Source organism: Vibrio sp. 10N.286.51.E5, from assembly GCF_041469125.1.
GTDB classification, from domain to species: Bacteria; Pseudomonadota; Gammaproteobacteria; order Enterobacterales; family Vibrionaceae; genus Vibrio; species Vibrio crassostreae_C.
The window spans coordinates 15,901-36,462 of record NZ_JBFRJZ010000073.1 but is presented as its reverse complement, the minus strand read 5'-3'; the positions used below and the strand labels follow the sequence as shown (position 1 = coordinate 36,462).

The window sequence follows — 20,562 nt, the reverse complement described above, 5'->3', positions numbered from 1 at the left end:
AAATGTGGGCTTGCTTTCAACTAAGCAAACCCTTGATTAATAGTTAAAGTGCGTAATTATAGAGACAGATCAGGCGTCGCTTCTAGAGGAATGATAGCACCTGGATGCTGAATCACAGTCCCTGCCACAATATGACCTGCTAACGCTGCATCACGTGCATTGCCACCGCTTAAGCGCTTAGCTAGGAAGCCCGCGCTGAACGAGTCGCCAGCCGCTGTAGTATCAACAATGTTGTCTACTGGGTTTGGAGCAACGTACTGAGCGCTTTGGCTTTCAACTACTAAGCAGTCTTTAGCACCACGTTTAATGATGATCTCTTTCACACCAGATTCAGACGTACGTGCAATACACTGTTCAATGCTTTCGTCGCCGTACAACTCTTGCTCGTCATCGAACGTCAGTAGAGCCGTGTCAGTGTACTTAAGCATCTTCAAGTACCAAGAAATCGCTTCTTGTTGACTTTCCCAAAGTTTTGGACGGAAGTTATTGTCGAAGAATACTTGCCCGCCTTGCGCTTTAAATTTGTCTAAGAAGTTGAATAGCTGCGTGCGTCCATTCTCTGTCAAGATAGCAAGCGTAATACCACTTAGGTAAACCGCATCAAAAGAGAATAACTTATCAAGTAGAGCAGGCGTGTCTTCCTGGTCAAACATGAACTTTGCTGCAGCATCATTACGCCAGTAGTGGAAACTGCGTTCACCAGTTTCATCGGTCTCGATGTAGTAAAGCCCTGGTTGTTTGTGATCAAGCTGAGCAATTAAGCTAGTGTCGATACCTTCCGCTTGCCACTTTTCTAACATGTCGGTACTGAATGGGTCAGTGCCTAGCGCTGTTACATAGCTCGTGTTGATATCTTGCTCTTTTGTTAAGCGAGACAAGTAAAGTGCAGTATTTAGTGTATCGCCACCGAAACTTTGCTTAAGCCCGTCTTGTTTCTTTTGTAGCTCAACCATGCACTCGCCAATGACCGCGATGTTTAATGATTTCATATGCTTACCTTAGCAACTGAGGTTGCGCTGTTTATTATTTTAGGAAATCTTCACGCGCAGGGTTGAAGATATCAAGAAGGATGCTGTCTTGCTCTAGTGCAACTGCACCGTGCATCATGTGTTTACGAGCGAAGTAAGCATCGCCTTCTTTAAGGACTTTCTTTTCGCCTTCAATCTCAGCTTCGAAGCTACCACGAACTACGTAACCGATTTGGTCATGGATTTCGTGAGTATGAGGGTGGCCAATCGCGCCCTTATCAAAACATAGGTGTACTGCCATTAGATCGTCAGTGTAAGCAACGATTTTACGCTTAATGCCGCCACCAAGTTCTTCCCATGGGTTTTCATCTAGGATAAAGAAAGAGTTCATTGTGTATCTCCTAATCTGTTTAAATCTTTTAAGTGTTACTTAACTTGTATCCATCATAAGGGAATGAGCCTAATTGTAATACAATATATCTAAATTTGTGTGATATTGATCAAGCGATTCTTTATATAGCGTAAATAAATCAACAACTTAATAAATGGCTAATATTTACCATTAGCCAGCTACATCAATGACTTATGGCTAATTATGTGACTCTACTCATCATTTAGCGACGAATAGGTATAATTAAAGCTCATATTGTATTACTTTATATGGAGTTTGAAAATTTAATCAAAGTTTAAGCAGATAAACTCTTTATTGAGGGTGACAAAGAATATGACGACTAAACCAGTATTGTTGACTGAAGCAGAAATCGAGCAGCTTCATCTTGAAGTGGGCCGTTCTAGCTTAATGGGCAAAACCATTGCAGCGAACGCGAAAGATCTAGAAGCATTCATGCGTTTACCTATTGATGTCCCAGGTCATGGTGAAGCTGGGGGTTACGAACATAACCGCCATAAGCAAAATTACACGTACATGAATCTAGCTGGTCGCATGTTCTTGATCACTAAAGAGCAAAAGTACGCTGACTTTGTTACAGAATTACTAGAAGAGTACGCAGATAAATACCTAACGTTTGATTACCACGTACAGAAAAACACTAACCCTACAGGTCGTTTGTTCCACCAAATCCTGAACGAACACTGCTGGTTAATGTTCTCAAGCTTAGCTTACTCTTGTGTTGCTTCAACCCTGACACAAGAACAACGCGACAATATTGAGTCTCGCATTTTTGAACCAATGTTAGAAATGTTCACGGTTAAATACGCACACGACTTCGACCGAATTCACAATCACGGTATTTGGGCAGTAGCCGCTGTCGGTATTTGTGGTCTTGCTCTTGGCAAGCGTGAATACCTTGAAATGTCGGTGTACGGCATTGACCGTAACGACACTGGCGGCTTCCTAGCGCAAGTTTCTCAGCTGTTTGCACCTTCTGGCTACTACATGGAAGGTCCTTACTACCACCGTTATGCGATTCGTCCAACGTGTGTGTTCGCTGAAGTGATTCACCGTCATATGCCTGAAGTGGATATCTACAACTACAAAGGCGGCGTGATTGGTAACACAGTACAAGCGATGCTGGCGACGGCTTACCCGAACGGTGAGTTCCCGGCTCTGAATGATGCTTCTCGTACTATGGGTATTACAGACATGGGTGTTCAGGTTGCAGTAAGTGTTTACAGCAAGCATTACTCTTCTGAAAACGGCGTAGACCAAAACATTCTTGGTATGGCGAAGATTCAAGACGCAGTTTGGATGCATCCATGTGGTCTTGAGCTATCTAAAGCCTACGAAGCAGCGTCTGCTGAGAAAGAAATCGGCATGCCTTTCTGGCCAAGTGTTGAATTGAACGAAGGCCCTCAAGGTCACAACGGCGCGCAAGGCTTTATCCGTATGCAGGATAAGAAAGGCGACGTTTCTCAACTTGTTATGAACTACGGCCAACACGGCATGGGTCACGGTAACTTTGATACGCTGGGTATTTCTTTCTTCAACCGTGGTCAAGAAGTACTGCGTGAATACGGTTTCTGTCGTTGGGTGAACGTTGAGCCTAAATTCGGCGGCCGTTACCTAGACGAAAACAAATCTTACGCTCGTCAAACAATTGCACATAACGCAGTAACGATTGATGAAAAATGTCAGAACAACTTTGACGTTGAACGTGCAGATGCAGTACACGGCTTGCCACACTTCTTCAAAGTAGAAGACGAGCAAATCAATGGCATGAGCGCATTTGCTAACGATCATTACGAAGGTTTTGACATGCAACGCAGCGTGTTCATGCTAAACCTTGAAGAATTAGAATCTCCGCTACTATTAGATCTTTACCGTTTAGATTCTGAGAAAGGCGGTGAAGGTGAGCATCAGTACGACTACTCACACCAATATCAAGGTCAGATTGTTCGCACTAGCTTTGAATACCAAGCAAACAAAGAGCTGAACACGCTAGGTGAAGACTTCGGTTACCAACACCTATGGAACGTGGCAAGCGGTGAAGTGAAGGGCACAGCACTGGTAAGCTGGCTACAGAACAACACCTACTACACGTGGCTAGGTGCAACGTCTAACGACAATGCTGAAGTTATCTTTACTCGCACTGGCGCTAACGACCCAAGCTTCAACTTACGTTCTGAGCCTGCGTTCATTCTACGCAGCAAAGGTGAAACAACACTGTTCGCTTCTGTTCTTGAAACGCACGGTTACTTCAACGAAGAGTTCGAGCAATCAGTCAATGCTCGCGGCGTTGTGAAAGACATCAAGGTTGTCGCGCATACAAATGTAGGTTCAGTCGTCGAAATCAGCACAGAAAAATCAAATGTGACCGTGATGATCAGCAACCAACTTGGTGCGACTGACAACACTGAACACAAGGTAGAACTGAACGGTAAAGTATACAGCTGGACAGGCTTCTACTCAGTAGAGACAACTTTACAAGAAACAAATTCAGAAGAACTTAGCACTGCAAAGCAGGGGAAATAATAATGAGCTATCAACCACTTTTACTTAACTTTGATGAAGCAGCAGAGCTTCGTAAAGAACTTGGCAAGGATAGCCTTTTAGGTAACGCACTGACTCGTGACATTAAACAAACTGACGCGTACATGGCAGAAGTTGGCATCGAAGTACCAGGTCACGGTGAAGGTGGCGGTTACGAGCACAATCGTCACAAGCAAAACTACATCCATATGGATCTAGCGGGTCGTTTGTTCCTGATCACAGAGGAAACAAAGTACCGTGATTACATCGTTGATATGCTAACTGCGTACGCGACGGTATACCCAACATTGGAAAGCAACGTAAGTCGTGACACTAACCCTCCGGGTAAGCTGTTCCACCAAACGTTGAACGAGAACATGTGGATGCTTTACGCTTCTTGTGCGTACAGCTGCATTTACCACACTATCTCTGAAGAGCAGAAGCGTCTTATCGAAGACGATCTTCTGAAGCAAATGATCGAAATGTTCGTTGTTACTTACGCACACGACTTCGATATCGTACACAACCACGGCTTATGGGCAGTGGCGGCGGTAGGTATCTGTGGTTACGCGATCAACGATCAAGAGTCTGTAGATAAAGCACTTTACGGCCTGAAATTGGACAAAGTAAGCGGCGGTTTCCTAGCGCAACTTGACCAACTGTTCTCGCCAGACGGCTACTACATGGAAGGTCCTTACTATCACCGTTTCTCTCTGCGTCCAATCTACCTGTTCGCAGAAGCGATTGAACGTCGTCAGCCAGAAATCGGTATTTACGAATTTAACGATTCAGTGATCAAGACAACGTCTTACTCAGTATTCAAAACTGCATTCCCAGACGGTACATTGCCAGCTCTGAACGATTCATCGAAGACGATTTCTATCAACGATGAAGGGGTTATCATGGCGACGTCTGTGTGTTACCACCGTTACGAGCAGACTGAAACTCTGCTTGGTATGGCTAACCACCAACAAAACGTTTGGGTTCATGCTTCAGGTAAAACATTGTCTGACGCGGTTGATTCAGCAGACGACATCAAAGCATTCAACTGGGGTAGCCTGTTTGTAACCGACGGCCCTGAAGGCGAGAAAGGCGGCGTTAGCATTCTTCGTCACCGTGATGAGAAAGGCGACGACACAATGGCGTTGATCTGGTTTGGTCAGCACGGTTCTGACCACCAGTATCACTCTGCGCTAGACCACGGTCACTACGATGGCTTACACCTAAGCGTATTCAACCGTGGCCACGAAGTGCTGCACGATTACGGCTTCGGTCGTTGGGTAAACGTGGAGCCTAAGTTTGGCGGTCGTTACATCCCAGAGAACAAGTCTTACTGTAAGCAGACGGTTGCTCACAACACAGTAACGGTTGATCAGAAAACGCAGAACAACTTCAACACAGCACTGGCTGAGTCTAAGTTTGGTCAGAAGCACTTCTTCGTAGCAGACGACCAGTCTCTACAAGGCATGAGCGGCACCATTTCTGAGTACTACACTGGCGTAGACATGCAACGCAGCGTGATTCTTGCTGAACTTCCTGAGTTCGAAAAACCGCTAGTGATTGATGTGTACCGCATCGAAGCTGACGCTGAGCACCAGTACGACTTACCAGCTCACCACTCTGGCCAGATCATCCGTACTGACTTTGATTACAACATGGAAAAAACGCTTAAGCCGCTAGGTGAAGATAACGGTTACCAACATCTATGGAACGTTGCTTCAGGTAAAGTAAACGAAGAAGGTTCTCTAGTAAGCTGGCTACATGACAGCAGCTACTACAGCCTAGTAACCAGCGCGAATGCGGGCAGCGAAGTGATTTTTGCTCGCACTGGTGCTAACGATCCAGACTTCAACCTTAAGAGTGAGCCTGCGTTCATCTTACGTCAGTCTGGTCAAAACCACGTGTTTGCTTCTGTACTAGAAACGCATGGTTACTTTAACGAGTCTATCGAAGCTTCTGTAGGCGCTCGTGGTCTGGTTAAATCAGTATCTGTTGTGGGCCATAACAGTGTCGGGACTGTTGTTCGCATTCAGACTACTTCTGGTAACACTTACCACTACGGTATCTCAAACCAAGCTGAAGATAAGCAGCAAGCAACTCACACTGTTGAGTTTGCTGGTGAGACATACTCGTGGGAAGGATCATTTGCTCAACTGTAAATGATTAATACTAATCACAGTAAGTAAGTAAGTAAGTAAGTGAGCAGAAATAGCGCAGGAAAAAAGCTTGAGAACAAGGCAGAATTTTTCGATAAGTAGTTATTCTACAATCAAAAATTCTAACGAAGTTATCGAGCTTTTTAACAAGCTAGGGTGATCAGTTATTTACTACGATTGGTATCACATGCAAGTTATTTAACGATGGCTTGTGTTGATGTGGTGCTTTGCGGGAACGAAGCGTCACATTGAATTCAGTCGTGATTGCAAAATCGTTCGTTGATACCAACAACGACTGAATACATCGGGAATAAGTCAAACCGAGTAACTCATTGCGAGTTGCTCGGTTTTTTTATGCGTGTAGGAAACAGAATAGAACGTTTCAACAAACGAAAAGCCTACTCAGTGAGTAGGCTTTGATCTTAGCTAACCGTCTATTTGACGTTGTTTTTAGTATTTAGATAAGGGCTTTTCTTGCTTTGGCTGCCACCCATTCAGAGAAGATGACCGTCACTAGAATCGCACAGAAAATGACAGTCACTTGAGGCCATGCCAGCATTGCCATCGACTCTTGCAGTTTTAAGCCGATACCGCCAGCGCCCACCAAACCTAAGACGGTAGACTCACGAATATTGATATCCCAGCGGAACAAGCTCGTGCCGATGAAACTTGGCATCACTTGCGGAAGAATACCGTAGTTCAATACCTGCAGCGGAGAAGCTCCAGTCGATTGGATTGCAGACATCTGTGTTGCATTCACTTCTTCAATCGCTTCATACATTAACTTCGCCACAAAACCAATTGAACGTAGCGCTATCGCAATGATACCGGCCAACAAGCCTGGGCCGATGATTGCTACCAATAACAATGCCCAAATTAACGAGTTAATTGAACGACTTGCCGCGATGATGAACAGCGCGATAGGTCTGATAAACGTCATGCTTGGCGTTGTATTACGTGCAGCTAAGAACGCGACTGGAAACGCTAGTACTATCCCCAACAGTGTGCCAAGTGTCGCGATGTTAATGGTGTCCCACAACGGACTCCAAAGAGACTCTAAGTAGCTCCATCTTGGTGGCCACATACGTGACGAGATATCAGCAAGTTGATTCGGTGAGTCAGTCACAAAGTACCAAATCGTGTCTTTGTTCATGACTTGCCATGCAAAAACCGTTAGGGCAACAAAGCAAAGCCAGCCAATCCAAAGCATTAGGCTCTGTTTACTGTCGTAACGCTGCCATTGGGTACGATTCATGGAGCTTGTAGAGGTGTCATTTAGCGTGCTCATTGGTCGCTCCTTACTGCACATGCTTGCGGATGATGGTCGATAGGTATTCACACAACATCACGATCACGATAATAATCAAGAGAATAGCGGCCGCTGCGCTGTATTCATAACGGTCCATGGCAGTGTTCAATGTTGCGCCGATGCCCCCTGCGCCAACAATGCCAATCACAGCAGATTCACGAAAGTTGATGTCGAGTCGGTACATCGAAAGCCCGATAAAGCGTGGCATTACCTGCGCTTGAATGGCGTAGTTCACCTGTTGTAGCCAACTTGCGCCAGTTGCACGCATTGCAGTGAGAGGTGCTGGGTCAATGGCTTCAATTTCATCGGCAAACAATTTCGCGAGAAAGCCGATGGTGGCGAAGGTCAGCGTGACAAAACCCGCAAACGTACCAAAGCCAAACAGAGCCACACACAGAATCGCAACGATGATCTCTTGTAAGCTACGCGCAACCGAAATAAATGCACGACAGAACAAGTAAACAGGCGTAGGGGCAAGGTTTTTCGCTGCGCCTAACCCGAATGGAATTGAAAGAAGGACACCCGCCACGGTCGATGTGAGGGTCATGGTTAAACTCTCAATCAAACCTTGTGAGATGTTGTTCCAACGGCCACCAAAATCTGGGTTCATGAAAGCCAAAATGAACTGCCAGCCGCGTTCGCTGCCTTCGTAAATTCGAGTCCAGTTGACGTGTACCGACTGAGTCGCAAGGTACAAGTAAACCGCGACAATGATGATTAAGCTCCAGCGCAGCCATGGGCTAGAAATCAGTGGCGGCTTTGTCCACTGTGTCGGGTATTGTTTGGAATTCTGTTTTCCTGACTTTAAATGCTGCTGAACTTGATTTGGATATGGTTGAGTCATATTGTCGCCTCGGACAGGCGAGGGCTTGTGATGATGAGGTCATCGGCCTCTTCTTCTGCTTGTTGACTCCAGTCTTCTTCACCGTAGATTTGCGTTAAAACATATTCAGTGAGCAGGTTTGGTTTGTCATCAAATACGACACAACCTGCATTTAAGCCGACAACACGGTCAACAAACTGCTTTGCTAATTGAACATCGTGAATATTGATGATGGCAGGGAGCTGTTGCTCTGAACAAATCTCACTGATCAGTCGCATGATTTGGCGCGCTGTACGTGGATCAAGTGCGGCCGTTGGTTCATCAATCAACAGTAATTTCGGTTTCTGAGCAAGTGCACGTGCAATACCAACACGTTGACGCTGACCACCCGACAGAGCATCGGCCCTTTTATTGGCGTGTTCTAACAATCCAACACGGTCGAGTAGTGCATAAGCGGCTTGGATATCTGATTCAGGGAAACGACGAGTAAAGCTTTGCCAGAAATTTACGTAACCCAAACGTCCTGAAAGTACGTTTTCCATCACCGTCAAACGCTCAATCAGCGCGTACTCTTGGAAAATCATCCCGATTTCACGGCGTGATTGTCTCAGTTGTCGCTTAGACAGCGTCTCTAGATTGGTATTGGAAAAGATCACTTCGCCGCTGGTGGGCTCGGTGAGCCGATTAATACAACGGATAAGCGTTGATTTACCCGCACCAGATGGACCAATTAAACCAACTACTTCACCGGCATTGACCGACAAGCTAACGTTGGTAAGGGCTTTATCAGAACTGGAGTAGTGCTTGGTAAGCCCTTTAAGGGTAAGAGTAGACATAGAATTCCTATAAGAGCGGTGTACTAAGAGTTCGCCTGAGACAGGCATGGAAAGTAAACCGGAAAGAGTGGTGAATAACTGCAGGCGAACACACCTGCAGTTAGTTTTATCGGTGTGTGATTGGCTTTTTAGTTCGGTTGAACTTAGCTACACGTGTAAGAGACTTTGTTTGCCGTATCGATAGTGCGGATCACTTCCCAGTGCTCTTTGTAAGTAATAGGAACGAACTGCGCTTCGCCGTTACGTTCAAATTCTTCTTGAAGCTTTGTGCCTTCCCAATCGAAAGTGAAGAACGCTTTTTGAATCTTCTCTTGCAGCTCTGGCGTCAGGTTGTGCGCGGTGCCGTAAGCGGTAGTCGGGAAGGTTTGAGATTTGTAGATGCTCTTGATTTGGTCTTCTTTCACAACATCGCGTGAAAGCATGCGGTTCAATACTGAGTTAGCAACTGCTGCAGCATCGTAATCTTTGTGCGCCACACCCAAAATAGAGTTGTCGTGTGCGCCAGAGAATGCTGGTTTGAAATCTCGATCAGGTTGAAGTTGGTATTCAGCGTCCAAAATCGCAGAAGGTGCTTTGAAGCCAGAGTTAGACGTTTGTGATGTGAACGCTAGGTTCTTATCTTTTAGGTCTTCCACTTTCTCAATGCCAGAACCAGGGTAAGTGATGATTTCCATTTCGTAACCGAAAGAACCATCTTCTGCAGCCATCATTGTGAATGGGGCAAAGCCTGCACAGTTAACCGCTAGTGGAGTAGAACCTGTGTTGAAACCTGCGATATGTAGGCGACCTGAACGCATTGCTTCAATTTGAGCAGCGTTATTTTGAACAGGGAAGAAACGAACCGTCTTTTCCGTTGTTTTTTCAAGGAGGCTCAAAAACTCGCTCCACACATCAGCGTATACTGCAGGATCTTCAACTGGCGTATAAGCAAAAATTAGCGTGTTTGGGTCAACCCATTGCGATTCATCTTGAGGAACATCAGCAACCAAGTTGCCAGAGCGATCTTCGTATCGTGTATCCATTGCTAATGCAGAACCAGAAAAAATCAGCGCAGCAGTAATAGCGCTCTTAAGCGTGAGGTTTGTTTTTGTCGGTTTCATTATTTCAGTCCAATTGAGTGATTTCTTGGGAAGGGAGTATAGAAATCGAGGATGACAGAACCGATGCATTTTGATGACGGATTTATGAATGGTGTAACATAATGTTTCTAGCTGTATGGAGTTAGATGCTTTATAAGCGTTTGATTCATTGAGTAAATTAATAGGGCACGACTCGTTGCTAATTTACTCAATTGGCGCTAGGTTGAAATCCTGTTATAGTGATCCTTAAATAATACATAAACATAACATATAAAATAAGTGAACTTATGGTTAGCACTTTTAATTCAATCTCGGGCTCGAAGCGCAGCCTGCACGTGCAAGTAGCGCGTGAAATCGCTCGTGGAATCTTGTCTGGTGAACTGCCACAAGGTTCTATTATTCCTGGTGAAATGGCGCTGTGTGAACAGTTTGGTATCAGCCGTACGGCACTTCGTGAAGCAGTTAAACTACTGACTTCTAAAGGCCTGTTAGAGTCCCGCCCGAAAATCGGTACTCGTGTAGTGGATCGCGCATACTGGAACTTTCTTGATCCTCAACTGATTGAATGGATGGATGGTCTAACCGACATAGACCAATTCTGTTCTCAGTTTTTAGGCCTTCGCCGTGCGATTGAACCTGAAGCGTGTGCATTAGCGGCAAAATTTGCGACTGCTGAGCAACGTATCGAGCTTTCAGAGATCTTCCAGAAGATGGTTGAAGTGGATGACGCAGAAGTGTTTGACCAAGAACGCTGGACAGACATCGATATTCGTTTCCATAGCTTGATCTTTAATGCGACAGGTAACGATTTCTACCTGCCATTCGGCAATATTCTGACGACTATGTTCGTTAACTTCATCGTGCACTCTTCTGAAGAGGGCAGCACATGTATCAATGAACACCGTAGAATCTATGAAGCGATTATGGCTGGCGACAGTGAAAAAGCTCGTACAATGTCAGCGGCTCACTTGCAAGATGCTAACCACCGTTTAGCCACTGCAAGCTAAACACGGTTTTCAACTTCATTTGAACCAGTCAAAAAGGTATGCCAAGTGCATGCCTTTTTTGTTTTTAGAAAGCGTGTTGCACCATGTGTGGCACTGTTTTGGTTCACCCCCGCTTAACCCTTTCTTAAGTTAATTCCTTCTTGTATACGTCTAGCGATCGTTCTCTTTACCATCATAATAAAAACAATATTACGCTCGATATTCGTTTTTAAGACATTCGAGCTCCCCCCCCCAAAAAAAATAATTATGCGTCATTCATAATTTTTCATTTTTGTATATTTTGAATTCGCCATCGTTTGAACAGGATATGCCGCTTCAATATTGATTAATTTAAGTAGAATTCTAATGAAATTTCCCGCTCTCTATAGATAAAAAACACTGGTTTATTGTGTGATAAATGAGGGTGATTCAGCTCTGATTTGGCTTTTATTATTTTTGAGAATTTTATATTTATATGTGTTTGGTTGTATTTGTTAATAAGTGTGCAAAGTCTCGTTTTTTTATAAGTCTTTGATTTTAATGGGTGTGATGTTCTTTGGTCTTGGTTTTTTGAGTTTTCATCTCAAACACCAGTAATTTCCTTAATGGATTGGCCATATTCCATCCTATGTCATATATATAATTAACTTAATCAATCAAAATAAGATCGCCATCACTTATTTGGATTATTGTACTACAAATAAAGTTTGAGATTTCCTATAGTCCTCGTAACAAAATACAACGGACAAAGGATACACGATGGAACTCAACACGATTATTGTCGGCATTTATTTCCTATTCTTGATTGCGATAGGTTGGATGTTTAGAACATTTACAAGTACCACCAGTGACTACTTCCGCGGGGGCGGTAACATGTTGTGGTGGATGGTTGGTGCAACCGCCTTTATGACCCAGTTTAGTGCATGGACATTCACCGGTGCGGCAGGTAAAGCGTATAACGATGGTTTTGCAGTAGCGGTCATCTTCGTAGCCAACGCATTTGGTTACTTCATGAACTTCGCATATTTTGCTCCAAAGTTCCGTCAACTACGTGTAGTAACGGTAATCGAAGCAATTCGTATGCGTTTCGGTGCGACTAACGAACAAGTGTTCACTTGGTCTTCAATGCCAAACAGTGTTGTTTCTGCCGGTGTATGGTTAAACGCACTAGCAATCATCGCTTCTGGTATCTTCGGTTTCGACATGACAGCAACTATCTGGATTACCGGTTTGGTTGTATTGGCAATGTCTGTAACGGGTGGTTCATGGGCGGTAATTGCATCTGACTTTATGCAGATGGTTATCATCATGGCAGTAACCGTGACATGTGCTGTTGTTGCTGTTGTTCAAGGTGGCGGTGTTGGTGAAATCGTGAATAACTTCCCTGTAGCGGAAGGCGGTTCTTTCCTTTCTGGTAACAACATTAACTACTTAAGCATCTTCAGCATTTGGGCATTCTTCATCTTCGTGAAGCAGTTCTCTATTACTAACAACATGCTTAACTCTTACCGTTACCTAGCGGCTAAAGACTCAAAGAACGCGAAGAAAGCGGCGCTACTAGCGTGTGTGCTAATGCTTTGTGGTGTATTTATCTGGTTCATGCCTTCTTGGTACATTGCAGGTCAAGGTGTCGACCTAGCAGCAGCTTACCCAGATGCAGGTAAGAAAGCGGGTGACTTTGCCTACCTATACTTCGTACAAGAGTACATGCCAGCAGGTATGGTTGGCCTTCTAGTTGCGGCGATGTTTGCAGCGACAATGTCTTCAATGGATTCTGGTCTAAACCGTAACTCGGGTATCTTTGTTAAGAACTTCTATGAACCAATCGTTCGTAAAGGTACGGCTAGCGAAAAAGAACTAGTAACGGTTTCTAAGATTACTTCTGCCGTGTTTGGTATTGCTATCATCCTTATTGCACAGTTCATCAACTCGCTTAAAGGTTTGAGCCTGTTCGATACCATGATGTATGTAGGCGCACTGATCGGCTTCCCAATGACAATTCCTGCATTCCTTGGCTTCTTTATTAAGAAGACTCCGGACTGGGCTGGTTGGGGTACGCTAGTGGTTGGTGGTTTTGTTTCTTACTACGTGGGTTTCGTTGTTAACGCTGAAATGGTGTCTTCAATCTTCGGTCTAGAAGAGCTAACAAGCCGTGAATGGTCTGATGTTAAGGTTGCTATCGGTCTGATTGCTCACATTACGCTGACAGGTGGTTTCTTCATCCTATCAACTCTGTTCTACAAGCCATTAACTGAGAAGCGTCAAGCAGACGTTGATAAGTTCTTCGGTAACCTGTCTACTCCATTAGTTGCGGAGTCAGCAGAACAGAAAGTACTGGATAACAAACAGCGTGAAATGCTTGGTAAACTGATTGCGGTAGCGGGTGTCGGTATCATGCTAATGGCTCTACTCACTAACCCAATGTGGGGACGTCTAGTCTTCATACTTTGTGGTGTGATTGTTGGTGGTGTTGGTGTCTTACTGGTTAAAGCGGTCGATGACGGCGGCAAGCAAGCGAAAGCAGTAACCGAAAGCTAATACATAGAAAACGTTTATAATAGAATGCGACGACTCGAAAGGGCGTCGCATTTTTTGTTCTGCGACACGGAAAAACTGTCAGGTGGAAGATATCTGACCTAAATCACGAAAACTGTACAAAATGGTTCAATCGAATCGAAATATATTCAATTGTCCTACAATAAGACGTATATTATTGCTAATTCCTTTCAATCAACTTGAAAAATAAGTGAGTTAGAATGAGCGACCAAAAATCTCTTGATGCAATCAGGAAGATGAAGCTGGAGAATGATACTTCAGCAGGTAATCTTGTAGACCTACTCCCTATCGAAGTTCAAACACGTGACTTCGACCTATCATTCCTAGACAACTTGAGCGAAGCACGTCCACGTCTTCTTGTTCAAGCAGATCAGTTAGAAGAATTCAAAGCGAAAGTGAAAGCTGATGAAGCTCACTGCATGTTTGATGATTTCTACAATAACTCGACAGTTAAGTTCCTTGAGACTGCTCCTTTCGAAGAGCCTCAAGCGTACCCAGCTGAGACGGTAGGTAAGGCTTCTCTATGGCGTCCTTACTGGCGTCAAATGTACGTTGATTGCCAAATGGCACTGAACGCGACACGTAACCTAGCAATTGCTGGTGTTGTGAAAGAAGACGAAGCGCTAATTGCTAAAGCAAAAGCTTGGACTCTAAAACTGTCTACGTACGATCCAGAAGGCGTGACTTCTCGTGGCTATAACGATGAAGCGGCTTTCCGTGTTATCGCGGCTATGGCTTGGGGTTACGACTGGCTACACGGCTACTTCACAGATGAAGAACGTCAGCAAGTTCAAGATGCTTTGATTGAGCGTCTAGACGAAATTATGCACCACCTGAAAGTGACGGTTGATCTATTGAACAACCCACTGAACAGCCACGGTGTTCGTTCTATCTCTTCTGCTATCATTCCAACGTGTATCGCGCTTTACCACGATCACCCGAAAGCAGGCGAGTACATTGCATACGCTCTAGAATATTACGCAGTACATTACCCACCATGGGGCGGTGTAGACGGCGGTTGGGCTGAAGGTCCTGACTACTGGAACACACAAACTGCATTCCTAGGCGAAGCATTCGATCTATTGAAAGCATACTGTGGCGTAGACATGTTTAACAAAACATTCTACGAAAACACAGGTGATTTCCCGCTTTACTGCATGCCTGTTCACTCTAAGCGCGCGAGCTTCTGTGACCAGTCTTCAATCGGTGATTTCCCAGGTCTAAAACTGGCTTACAACATTAAGCACTACGCAGGTGTTAACCAGAAGCCTGAGTACGTTTGGTACTACAACCAACTGAAAGGCCGTGATACTGAAGCGCACACCAAATTCTACAACTTCGGTTGGTGGGACTTCGGTTACGACGATCTTCGCTTTAACTTCCTTTGGGATGCACCTGAAGAGAAAGCACCATCGAATGATCCACTGTTGAAAGTATTCCCAATCACAGGTTGGGCTGCATTCCACAACAAGATGACTGAGCGTGATAACCATATTCACATGGTATTCAAATGTTCTCCGTTTGGCTCAATCAGCCACTCTCACGGTGACCAAAACGCATTCACCTTGCATGCATTCGGTGAAACGCTAGCGTCAATCACTGGTTACTACGGTGGTTTCGGTGTTGATATGCACACGAAATGGCGTCGTCAAACGTTCTCTAAGAACCTTCCACTATTTGGCGGTAAAGGTCAGTACGGCGAGAACAAGAACACGGGCTACGAAAACCACCAAGATCGCTTCTGTATCGAAGCGGGCGGCAACATCTCTGATTTCGACACTGAATCTGATGTTAAGATGGTTGAAGGTGATGCGACAGCGTCTTACAAGTACTTCGTTCCTGAAATTGAATCTTACAAGCGTAAGGTCTGGTTTGTTCAAGGTAAAGTGTTCGTAATGCAAGACAAGGCAACGCTTTCTGAAGAGAAAGACATGACTTGGCTAATGCACACAACTTTCGCAAACGACGTGGCAGACAAGTCTTTCACTATCCGCGGCGAAGTTGCACACCTAGACGTAAACTTCATCAACGAGTCTGCTGATAACATCACTTCAGTTAAGAACGTTGAAGGTTTTGGCGAAGTTGACCCATACGAGTTCAAAGATCTTGAAATCCACCGTCACGTTGAAGTGGAATTCAAGCCATCGAAAGAGCACAACATCCTGACGCTTCTTGTTCCTAATAAGAACGAAGGCGAGCAAGTTGAAGTGTCTCACAAGCTTGAAGGCAACACGCTAATGCTAAATGTTGACGGTGAAACGGTTTCAATCGAACTGTAATTCGCTGAAGCAACAGAAGCTAGATATTAAAAACTCCGAGTGAAAGCTCGGAGTTTTTTTGTTTGGCTAGTTAGTAAGTTGGATAAGTCAGTTAAGTTGTATTAGTTGGCAACCCCATCAGTTTGAAAGAAAACTAAATGGCCAAGAGATCAATCGCTTCTCGATGCCAAACCAATAGCTCGATGGCTGAACCTGGAAGCTGATACATACAAACGTCGGGCGTGTACTTAGCCACGATGCTCAATGAAAGGTGCAGGAGTCGTATACGAGACCCGCATTTATCGCTCTGTTAAAAGAATAGGGCACCAACACCTTTTTCGTAAAAACTGATATGACTTACTTCTGCGTGAACGGTCTAATCACTGGCTGAGTAGGGGAGTCGTGAACTATACATAGGTAATGGCGTAGCTTGTGCTTACTAATCGTATGACATTTAACGTATGTTATTTCATCAATAGACGGTTTTTAAAGTGGCAAATAGTTCCTGTAAGTACAAAGCGTGACCCATATTTTCTCGTAAAGTGAACCCCCGTCACAACTTACGTCTAACCATTAAATCAATGCCCTAAAACTATTGCGTAACGAGAAAGACGTAGTTATTATAATGAGCATATAATCATACAATACTATATTTGGAGTTTGAACATGACTAAACCTGTAATCGGTTTCATTGGCCTAGGTCTTATGGGCGGCAACATGGTTGAAAACCTGCAAAAGCGCGGCTACCACGTAAACGTAATGGATCTAAGCGCTGAAGCTGTTGCTCGCGTTACAGATCGCGGCAACGCAACTGCATTCACTTCTGCTAAAGAACTAGCTGCTGCAAGTGACATCGTTCAGTTTTGTCTTACAACTTCTGCTGTTGTTGAAAAAATCGTTTACGGCGAAGACGGCGTTCTAGCGGGCATCAAAGAAGGCGCAGTACTAGTAGACTTCGGTACTTCTATCCCTGCTTCTACTAAGCAAATCGGCGCAGCTCTTGCTGAAAAAGGCGCGGGCATGATCGACGCACCTCTAGGTCGTACTCCTGCACACGCTAAAGATGGTCTTCTGAACATCATGGCTGCTGGCGACATGGAAACTTTCAACAAAGTTAAACCTGTTCTTGAAGAGCAAGGCGAAAACGTATTCCACCTAGGCGCTCTAGGTTCTGGTCACGTGACTAAGCTTGTAAACAACTTCATGGGTATGACGACTGTTGCGACTATGTCTCAAGCTTTCGCTGTTGCTCAACGCGCTGGTGTTGATGGCCAACAACTGTTTGACATCATGTCTGCAGGTCCATCTAACTCTCCGTTCATGCAATTCTGTAAGTTCTACGCAGTAGACGGCGAAGAGAAGCTAGGTTTCTCTGTTGCTAACGCAAACAAAGACCTTGGTTACTTCCTTGCTCTTTGTGAAGAGCTAGGTACTGAGTCTCTAATCGCTCAAGGTACTGCAACAAGCCTACAAGCTGCTGTTGACGCAGGCATGGGTAACAACGACGTACCAGTAATCTTCGACTACTTCGCTAAACTAGAGAAGTAATCGACGTACGACCTCGCTAGGGTATTGCCTGTCCTTTTAGGCGGCGATACCTCAGCGAGGTTCGTTTTTATCAGCCATACCCAAACCTTTGTTCCCTCGTTAAAATCTTCTACTTCTACTTCTACTTCTACTTCTACTTCTACTTCAATTTCCTCAGCTACATCTAGTCAAAACTCTGTTCAACTTTGTTACTGCCTCAATTCCTATTTTTGTTTCTATATCTATATCTATTTGTGAATTCAAAGCCTTCTAGCACCAACTCACTCACTTTTCCTCGCAAGCTTAAACCAGTGCACTTAACTGATTGTTGGTGATGGCTTAACTCTGCTCGAGTATCGGGTCTGAAAAGAAAGTAAAAAAAAGCCCACACAGCTGGTGACTGTATGGGCATATTCGGACGAGCCGTCTAGAAAAACAAATGATCAATAGCAAGTGAAAAAACGAATAACGAGATCCCCCGACAGTTTCTACGTTAAACGCGTTCAATGACCTTAAAGCGGCTGCTTCAATTATCACTTTGAATTGAACAAAAGCATCCAGAAAGAACTTAAGTTATGATTCAAATACACCATAACTTAAGGCTTATTGTATTACAAATAAATTTTAAGATTGAATGCCTTTAGTGAATGGTTAGTTGGTAGAAGTGTGAGTTAAGACTCATTTTTTTACTCGACTGGACGAGGTGAAGAAGAAGAGTTTCCGAAAAGGTGTTATCGGAGAAATGATGAGCTAATTATCTAAAAATCGACCTATTTGAATGCGTTATGCGTCAATGTTTAACTTCGAACAAAATCCAAATTCATAAATGATACCTATGTCACAGGGCTGTTTTAGCCAGTTTTAATATATCAAGATCGCTCACAGAATGCCTGGTCAATTAAACATACAATATTAATTAAATTGATGGTTGTGACGATGGATCGGCATGAACAAGTTTCGTTTTCCGTATCTTCGAAAATGTAAAAAATGACCATTTCATTCGGATGAAAATAATAGACATAGGTTGATATGGATGATGAGTTTTATGAATTCAAAATTGTCTCTAGGGTTTAAAGGAAAATTGATTTTAATGGTAGCGATTGTCAGTTCCAGTGCTTTGGCATTTACGAACTGGTTTACGCTTAACTTGGCCACTGAACAGGTAAACCAAACGATTTATAACGAGATTGATCACTCGCTTACGATAGAAATTAATCAAATAGAAAATACCGTTCAGCGCACCATCGATACCGTTAACTCTGTTGCACAAGAGTTCATGAAATCCCCATACCAAGTGCCGAATGAAGCACTCATGCATTATGCTGCTAAGCTCGGTGGTATTGACAAGATTGTGGTGGGTTTTGACGACGGCCGTTCTTATACTTCTCGCCCTTCAGAGTCTTTCCCTAACGGTGTTGGGATAAAAGAAAAGTACAATCCAACCACTCGACCTTGGTATCAACAAGCGAAATTGAAATCAGGCTTATCTTTTAGTGACCTGTTTTTCACTAAGAGTACTCAAGTGCCTATGATCGGCGTGACCTACTCATACCAAGATCGTGTCATCATGGCCGACATACGTTTTGATGATTTGGAAACTCAGCTTGAACAGCTGGACAGCATCTACGAAGCCAAAGGCATTATCATCGACGAGAAGGGGATGGTGGTCGCTTCGACAATCGAAAACGTACTTCCGCAAAGCAATATATCTTCTGCAGATACTCAAATGAAACTCAACAGTGCCATTGAACAGCCTGATCAATTCATTGAGGGTGTGATTGATGGCAACCAGAGAATTTTGATGGCCAAGAAAGTGGATATTGGCAGCCAGAAAGAGTGGTACATGATCTCCAGTATTGACCCTGAACTCGCGCTCAATCAGTTGAATGGCGTGATGTCGAGTGCGCGTATCCTTATCGTGGCATGTGTACTTGGCTCGGTGATATTGATGATTTTACTTCTGAATCGCTTCTACCGCCCAATCGTGTCACTGAGAAAAATCGTCCACGATCTATCTCAAGGTAACGGAGACCTCACTCAAAGGCTTGCTGAGAAGGGGAATGATGACTTAGGGCATATCGCCAAAGACATCAACTTGTTCATCATTGGCCTGCAAGAGATGGTTAAGGACGTCAAATTTAAGAACTCGGATCTCGATACTAAGGTACTGAGTATTCGTGAAGGTTGTAAAGAAACCAGCGATGTACTGAAAGTTCACACTGATGAAACGGTTCAAGTGGTCTCTGCAATTAACGGCTTATCTGAAGCATCAAACGAGGTCGAAAAGAGTTCTCAGTCGGCGGCAGAAGCAGCAAGAGAGGCCGCTGTGTTCAGTGATGAGACGAAACAGATTAACACCGTGACGGAAACCTATATCAGTGATCTTGAGAAGCAAGTCTGCACCACTTCTGATGACATTCGCTCAATGGCCAATGAAACGCAGAGCATCCAGTCTATCGTGTCTGTGATTGGCGGCATTGCGGAACAAACTAATTTGTTGGCATTGAATGCGTCAATTGAAGCGGCGAGAGCGGGTGAGCATGGTCGAGGTTTCGCGGTGGTTGCTGATGAAGTCCGTGCGTTAGCCAACCGAACTCAAATGAGTACTTCTGAAATTGATGAAGCGCTGTCTGGCTTGCAGTCTAAATCAGATGGTTTGGTTAAATCGATTGAGTTGACCAAAAGCAACTGTGAAATGACGCGTGCTCAAGTGGTTCAAGCGGTAAATATGTTGGCGAAGCTAACGGAACAGATGGAAACGGTGAGTCGTTTTAATAACGATATTTCGGGTTCGTCTGTTGAGCAAAACGCTTTAATTCAAAGCATCGCTAAGAACATGCATAAGATTGAAAGCTTTGTTGAGGAGCTTAATAAGCTAAGCCAAGATCAGTTGACTGAATCAGCAGAAATCAAAACACTTAACGGCAGCGTTAGTGAGTTGATGAGCAGCTTTAAGGTTTAAGTTTTCTAATATTTATATATAAAAATCAACACACTAAGTTTAGTTGTTGATCTGAGAGCCACTCAATAACTATCGAGTTTAGAGTGGCCTTTCTGCGTTGTTCTTGATTCTAACTCTACGCAATTTCCGTTCATTTCACTTCATTTGCCGCATCTCACATTCTGATAAATAGA

General features: G+C 44.2%; 13 protein-coding genes. 7 read left to right on the top strand and 6 right to left on the bottom strand.

The features are described from left to right. Positions 1-56: 56 nt before the first annotated feature. Together AB4161_RS20760 and AB4161_RS20755 are read right to left on the bottom strand one after the other, a co-directional pair. The gene (locus AB4161_RS20760) at positions 57-989 is read right to left on the bottom strand and encodes a sugar kinase (RefSeq protein WP_017061485.1); all 933 of its coding nucleotides are present in this window, start codon (positions 987-989) and stop codon (positions 57-59) included. A gap of 34 nt (positions 990-1,023) precedes the next feature. Beyond that, a complete protein-coding gene (locus AB4161_RS20755; RefSeq protein WP_009846518.1) occupies positions 1,024-1,359 on the bottom strand; it encodes a cupin domain-containing protein in 336 nt (111 codons plus the stop codon). Positions 1,360-1,692: 333 nt separating this feature from the next. Between AB4161_RS20755 and AB4161_RS20750 the strand changes: the two genes are divergently transcribed. Next, positions 1,693-3,900: a heparinase II/III family protein gene (locus AB4161_RS20750; RefSeq protein WP_372084151.1), complete on the top strand. Its 2,208-nt coding sequence runs from the start codon at positions 1,693-1,695 to the stop codon at positions 3,898-3,900. Positions 3,901-3,902: 2 nt separating this feature from the next. Next, the gene (locus AB4161_RS20745) at positions 3,903-6,056 is read left to right on the top strand and encodes a heparinase II/III family protein (RefSeq protein WP_372084149.1); all 2,154 of its coding nucleotides are present in this window, start codon (positions 3,903-3,905) and stop codon (positions 6,054-6,056) included. A gap of 454 nt (positions 6,057-6,510) precedes the next feature. On the opposite strand, the gene phnE (AB4161_RS20740) is transcribed toward AB4161_RS20745, so the two are convergent. From phnE (AB4161_RS20740) to phnD, 4 genes are all read right to left on the bottom strand, one after another. Further along, positions 6,511-7,341, bottom strand: a complete 831-nt coding sequence (phnE, locus tag AB4161_RS20740; protein ID WP_372084148.1) for a phosphonate ABC transporter, permease protein PhnE — start codon at positions 7,339-7,341, stop codon at positions 6,511-6,513. A gap of 10 nt (positions 7,342-7,351) precedes the next feature. Next, positions 7,352-8,206 (bottom strand): phosphonate ABC transporter, permease protein PhnE, encoded by an 855-nt coding sequence (gene phnE, locus AB4161_RS20735; protein ID WP_052878558.1) that lies wholly within the window; start codon positions 8,204-8,206, stop codon positions 7,352-7,354. After that, complete coding sequence (gene phnC / locus AB4161_RS20730; RefSeq protein ID WP_102320520.1) at positions 8,203-9,021, bottom strand: phosphonate ABC transporter ATP-binding protein; 819 nt, start codon at positions 9,019-9,021, stop codon at positions 8,203-8,205. The genes phnE (AB4161_RS20735) and phnC overlap by 4 nt, the downstream gene beginning before the upstream one ends. A gap of 143 nt (positions 9,022-9,164) precedes the next feature. After that, on the bottom strand, positions 9,165-10,121 hold the full coding sequence (phnD, locus tag AB4161_RS20725; protein WP_372084146.1) for a phosphate/phosphite/phosphonate ABC transporter substrate-binding protein: 957 nt from the start codon (positions 10,119-10,121) through the stop codon (positions 9,165-9,167). Between the two features lie 266 nt (positions 10,122-10,387). Between phnD and AB4161_RS20720 the strand changes: the two genes are divergently transcribed. The 5 genes from AB4161_RS20720 (at position 10,388) to AB4161_RS20700 (ending at position 20,389) form a co-directional block, all read left to right on the top strand. Next, a complete protein-coding gene (locus AB4161_RS20720; RefSeq protein WP_017061478.1) occupies positions 10,388-11,107 on the top strand; it encodes a FadR/GntR family transcriptional regulator in 720 nt (239 codons plus the stop codon). Positions 11,108-11,845: 738 nt separating this feature from the next. Beyond that, positions 11,846-13,624, top strand: a complete 1,779-nt coding sequence (locus tag AB4161_RS20715; protein ID WP_102332117.1) for a sodium:solute symporter family transporter — start codon at positions 11,846-11,848, stop codon at positions 13,622-13,624. A 218-nt stretch (positions 13,625-13,842) separates the two neighbouring features. Beyond that, positions 13,843-15,921 carry a DUF4962 domain-containing protein gene (locus AB4161_RS20710; RefSeq protein WP_102394655.1) on the top strand — a complete coding sequence of 693 codons (2,079 nt, stop codon included), beginning with the start codon at positions 13,843-13,845 and terminating at the stop codon, positions 15,919-15,921. A gap of 645 nt (positions 15,922-16,566) precedes the next feature. Further along, positions 16,567-17,448: an NAD(P)-dependent oxidoreductase gene (locus AB4161_RS20705; RefSeq protein WP_048607064.1), complete on the top strand. Its 882-nt coding sequence runs from the start codon at positions 16,567-16,569 to the stop codon at positions 17,446-17,448. A gap of 1,069 nt (positions 17,449-18,517) precedes the next feature. Then, the gene (locus tag AB4161_RS20700; protein WP_372084155.1) at positions 18,518-20,389 is read left to right on the top strand and encodes a methyl-accepting chemotaxis protein; all 1,872 of its coding nucleotides are present in this window, start codon (positions 18,518-18,520) and stop codon (positions 20,387-20,389) included. Positions 20,390-20,562 lie beyond the last annotated feature (173 nt).